General features: G+C 38.3%; 3 protein-coding genes and 1 pseudogene. 2 read left to right on the forward strand and 2 right to left on the reverse strand.

The features are described 5' to 3' along the window. Window positions 1-125: 125 nt before the first annotated feature. Window positions 126-290: pseudogene (locus tag IM319_RS12575) on the forward strand (YidH family protein); the annotation flags it as partial. 113 nt (window positions 291-403) lie between these two features. Here IM319_RS12575 and IM319_RS12580 read toward each other — a convergent pair. Further along, window positions 404-1,786, reverse strand: coding sequence for a hypothetical protein (locus tag IM319_RS12580; protein WP_287735826.1), 1,383 nt, complete (start codon window positions 1,784-1,786; stop codon window positions 404-406). A gap of 187 nt (window positions 1,787-1,973) precedes the next feature. Between IM319_RS12580 and IM319_RS12585 the strand changes: the two genes are divergently transcribed. Continuing rightward, window positions 1,974-5,045, forward strand: a complete 3,072-nt coding sequence (locus IM319_RS12585) for a WD40 repeat domain-containing protein (protein ID WP_287735827.1) — start codon at window positions 1,974-1,976, stop codon at window positions 5,043-5,045. A gap of 22 nt (window positions 5,046-5,067) precedes the next feature. Here IM319_RS12585 and IM319_RS12590 read toward each other — a convergent pair. Continuing rightward, window positions 5,068-5,406, reverse strand: a 339-nt coding sequence (locus IM319_RS12590) for an RNA-guided endonuclease TnpB family protein (RefSeq protein WP_287735828.1), incomplete at its 5' end; no start/stop codon positions are given.

Raw genomic sequence — 5,406 nt, forward strand, 5'->3', positions numbered from 1 at the left:
GATAATCTGCTCAAGTCCCTTGAATTGGTTAAAGATAAGCGAAAAACTAGATGATAAAAACAATTTATTAAAACCATAAGAAAGAATACTTGATTTTATTGAAGTTCACTGCGAGGAACTCCTCTATGCTGTTTAAATCCCAAAAGACAAGGCAGAAATTTAACCCTGATTACTGGCGAGATCATTCAGCCAACGAACGCACCTATCTGTCTTGGATGCGCGCCTCGATCGCTTTGATGGGTTTTGGTCTGGTCATTTTGCGTTTACGAACGGCATCTTCTACGGCCCTAGAGGTCTGTCAAAGCAATAATTATGGATAATGGGAGGAGTAAAATAAGCAAATTAACCCACTTGTATCCGTCAATTTCAACTTTACCAACTACTAGGGCCTGGTGATGAAACCCTAATTTTTCTCAATCGCGTAACAGAATCGGCCGATTTTCGGGGGATTTTCGGCCATGAGGTTGGCCGTGATCGTTTTTAGGCCTCGAAGAAAAGGGAGTAAATTATTCGTTTTCGAGCCATCTTGTTGATTATCCCGGCCGATTTGCCAGTTCCACTCTTCCCACCAAGGTTGTTCCTGTAGATTCTTGGCGACGAGATCGATCGTGAAGAGGTAAATTCCTGGTTCGGGAAACTTATCGGGGTGGATCGTGGTGACAAAATTTAGCTTTCGGGGAGCTTGTCCAGCTGGGGAATCGAGATTCCATTTGGAGATCTTGATCGCTTTTTGTAAATTGGAATCATCTTTTAAAACTTCTTTTGAGTTTTGAAATGTGTTCGAGAATTTATTGGGCATCTCGATGCTTTGTAAGGGTTCGATCGAACGGACATCGATCACCACCGTATGCTCGCTCGTATCAAGGGAAACACTATCGGAAATCTCAATCGCATCTGTAGAAGTTTGCGATATTTTCCAGAGTTGATTATTCTGGTCTTTAGCTTGAACTCTAAAGCCATTTAAGGATAGATTCCATTCTCCTAAAACTGCTTTTTCTTCGGCGGGTTTTTCTTCAATTTCTCGATCTAACAAAAATGGTTCCTTTACAAGATGATTGGGTGAAAAAATAGCAATTTTGCTATTGGCTAAAATATTCTCTTGGCGTTCTTTTAAGCTGGCAAAATATTGAGTTATGTCGTTGTGACGACCAATAAAAACTACATAAAATGGACGAAATTTATTGCTAGATTTCTCGTTGGGAAAGGGAAATTTTTTGATCCTGTTTTGCTCTTGCACATAGACGGTTCCTTCAAATTCGCTTTGAATCGCCCAAATCGCTACGGCGTATTCAGGATGCTTTGAGTTTAAATAAGTTTCTTGAATTTTTCTCGTGAGAAGTGTTACATCTCCCGATGCTTGATCGAGATCAGTAACAATAACCTGTAGGGAATTTTTTGTCCCTGGTTCGACAATTAGATTTTGAATAGGAGCGGAAACATCGGGAAAATCTGTACCATTATAAAAGGCGGGAAGTTGGGCTTTTCTAAAATCACTACGGGTGAGCGCATTTCCCGAACGATAGTATTGAACAGGAGTTTTACTGACTAAAGATAGGGTTTCGTCGAGCAGTTTTAGGGTTTGCACATAGAGGCTACCAGCATCGCTAACGTAGCCCAACATTGAGCTAGATCCATCCACTTGAATCGAGATGCCTAGAGGGGTTGAGCGAGTATCCGTCTGTTCGATCGGGGTAGGTATGCACGAAAAAGGCTTCTCTGCTGTATTGCAAGATACAATTCCTAAACAAGTGACTATTGTTATGACTAACCATCGAGCGCGCACCATTCGATCTCCTCGTGAACTACTGCTACCTTCTCTCCTATCCTAGGACGGATTCGACGAAATTGGCAGGATGAGAAGGAGTTAACTTTTTTTACAATCCCCCGTGTTGTAATAATAGCACTATAATATGTTAAGTATAGGTGTGCCGTTAATTTCGAGATAGATTAGTTGAAGGAGAAAGGGGACTAATATGTATATAATGCGGCCAGCAGATCAGGCACTCTATGAGAGGTTATCACATGGAGATGATTGTCTTGTTTTAAGTCCTCCAAAAACTGGAAAAAGTTCTTTACTAGAAAGAACTCGCTTGCATCTTGAAAATAATGGAGTTAAGTGCGTAAGTGTTCTGATGACCAAAAATCAGGGGGGTAATCTTAGAACTAGAAGTTCTGAAAAAGATTTCTATTGGGAATTTATTCACGATCTAGCGGAACAGTTCACGACTCAGAATGGTAACCAGCTATCGCACGATCAGGATTATCAAGCCGCTAGGCTTTCTACTAACATATCTAATGACCAGATTTTAAAATATTTTATCGAAAACATCTTATTAGAAAAAGTTCAAGATACCAGAATTGTTATTTTTATCGATGAACTAGAGTATCTTTTGAATCAAGAACCTTATTTTCCCGCATTTTCTCACCACTTTTTACAAACACTACTCTATTGCTACAATCAACGCAATTCCAGAGTTGCTAACAATCAAAATTTTCAGAGAATCACCTTTGCATTCTTTGGCGAGAAGAATTCTTTATCCTTAAATGAGCATAGCCAGTACAATCGTATTTTCGACCCAAACACCCAGATAGAGATTGGCGATTTTACACTTGATGACTTAAGCCAATGGCAGGGATTTAAACATTATTCAGCACGGGTTGATAGACTGAAAAATCTAGAAAAAGCACTCCAAGAAGTACTGTATTGGACAAATGGTCAACCACTACTGACCAATAAATTTTTACAATTATTTTTTGATTCCAATGATTTTACACTACCTTGGATTACGGAAGACATAGCGAAAGATTGCATTGCAAATATTGCTAACGAACGTATATCAGGAGTACGAGAAATTTCGGAGTATCTGAACAACATTCGTGAGATGCTAAATAGAAACGGTCAGTACGTCAATATTTGTCAGGAAATTTTACAGAACAGTGGAGACAGTTATCGTCGTACTCCAGAACAAGAAGAACTAATTAATTTAGGCCTACTGGTCAGCCAAAATAATGAGATAAAGATTCACAATAGAATCTACGAAACCTTTCTTCAAGACGTTATAGCTCTTGACCCGAATTCGACTGAAACCTCGAATTCGACTGAACCCCCGAATCCGACTAAACCCCCGAATCCGACTAAACCCCCGACCTCGCCATCATCATGGAATAACTGGGTAGGATCTTTGATAAACATCGCGCTATTATTGTGTGGTTTTTTCGACCCTTTCTGGTCAAAAGTTAAAACTCTTTTATCAGATTTATCAAAGGATTTATCAAAGTTACTACCCGTAATACCAGAAAGTTGGCGTATAAAAATCGTAAATTGGGTAGCTCTTATTCAAATTTCTTGGAATAGTCGAAAAAGATTACTCTTGTTTTCTGGATTAGTAGTACTAGGAATAATCGTTTCTCTCGGATTATCTTTCTACATCTATATAGACCAAATGAAAGCATCAGGAATGGAGGCTTTAAATCAGTTTGACAAGCAAGAAATAGAAGCCTTAGAAAATGCAATAAAATCAGGAGATCAAATTTATAATACTCGATTTAATAAAATTCCCTTACTTAGAGAAAATCTTCCCTCCTCTCCTCTATTAGCTCTACAAACTATCGTTACTCAAATTCATGAAAAAAATCGAATCACCCCCGATCCGAATAATCTAAACCCCTTAATGAAAGCGGTCAGTTTTACTCCAGATAAGGATTTTATCGCTACTGGTGGAGAGGATAATAAAATTCGACTCTGGAAATTATCGGGAGAATTTATAACAGATTATAATAATTCAAAAAAAATTATAAGTCTAGAATTTAATCCTGATGGAAAACAACTGGCAGTTGGTGGGGAAAGCGGATCTGTAAAAATCTTGCGAATTCCTGAATTGACATTGATTCACGAATTAACTAAATGTCATCGAGATAATCAGGGCATTCGTAGTCTTAGTTTCTCTGAAGATGGTAAGTACCTAGTTACTGGTGGTGGTGATAAAGTGTGCCTATGGAACGTGGAAAAAGGGCATGAAGAAAAAGATTTCGATACCAATGGAACTGTATATAGTTTAAATTTACGAAATCAACTAATCGCAATAGCGAGTGCAGGAAAAAAAGGATTGATCGAGCTAAAAAATCTAAAAGGACAAAATCTTATTTCAGAAGAACTCGGACAAGTATTTCCTTTTGACATCAGCTTTAATTCAGAGGGTACGAAGCTTGCTACAGCAGCAAAAAATGGAAAAATTAAGCTTTGGAAGTATCAAGAGAATCACTCTTTGACTGACCCAAAAGAGTTGGATATCTACGAAAACCCTGACAGAAATCCATATTTAAAAATCAACTTTCTTGATGACAATTTATTTGTTGTTTATGAAAATAAAGATTTACTTGAACTCCTTAAAATTGATTTAGAAAATGAACCAGAAATAGAGAAAAGATTTTCTTTAAAAGGTTATGCCTCAAAGCAAAAACCTAAAGACAAGGAAATAGAAAACGCTAGTTTTAATCTTAAAAAGAATAAACTAATTACAGTCGCCCAAGAAAATCAAGCTCGTCTATGGGATTTTTCTTCAAAATCTAAAACTAAAACAAGTTTCTCGACCGAGGGGGGATCGCTTAAAAACTTAACCTTGCGTTCTGACAATAATTCAAATGATCCTCAAATATTATCCATTGTTACTTTAGACGAAAATGATATCGTTCAATTATGGTCTGTCGAAGGAAGGAAAATTCCCTTCAAAGATGAGGAGAAAGTATCTCCATCTATCGCAATTGGTTTTACGCCAGAAAGCGATGGGCAAATTGTTTCTGTCAAGAAAGATGGAGAGATTAATTTCTTGAATTTAGTAGGACAGGTACAATATCCTATCTCGATACCTACTGGACAGAATGATATTACAAGTATTGCCATTCACCCTTCTAAAAAGATTATCGCTACAGGTAATAAACAAGGTGCTGTAATGTTTTGGCTTTGGGGAAAAAAGCCCACTCAAACGACATCAATGCCTGATCCTAATCAGGGACAAGTAAAGTTCTTGACATCCTCACCGCCGTAAAACGGACGGTGATTCCCAAACCTCACGATTTGGGTTTCTGCTTCTTTCCCTTGCGGGGTTCCGCACCTGCCTTAACAGAGTAAATCTGTTCTGGTCTTATGGTCGCTCTACAGACTGACACCGCAAGCCCTGCGGCCAAAATGTTTTTACTGGCGTTAATATCTCGGTCATGGTGCGTCCCACAGTCTGGACAATCCCATTCTCGAATATTTAACGGCATTTTCTCAGCAATATACCCGCAATTACTACACCGCTTAGAACTGGGAAACCATCTATCTACTTCGATGTAATTTCTCCCATACCAACGGCATTTATAGGCTAATTGTCGAGTTATTTCTCCCCAACTAACGTCAGATATTGC

The organism is Microcystis sp. M113S1, assembly GCF_020246945.1.
Taxonomy (GTDB): domain Bacteria; phylum Cyanobacteriota; class Cyanobacteriia; order Cyanobacteriales; family Microcystaceae; genus Microcystis.

Excerpts from the sequence above, each read along its gene's own strand:
- IM319_RS12580 (WP_287735826.1), bottom strand. The coding sequence starts at position 1,786 with ATGGTGCGCGCTCGATGGTTAGTCATAACAATAGTCACTTGTTTAGGA.
- IM319_RS12585 (WP_287735827.1), top strand. The coding sequence starts at position 1,974 with ATGTATATAATGCGGCCAGCAGATCAGGCACTCTATGAGAGGTTATCA.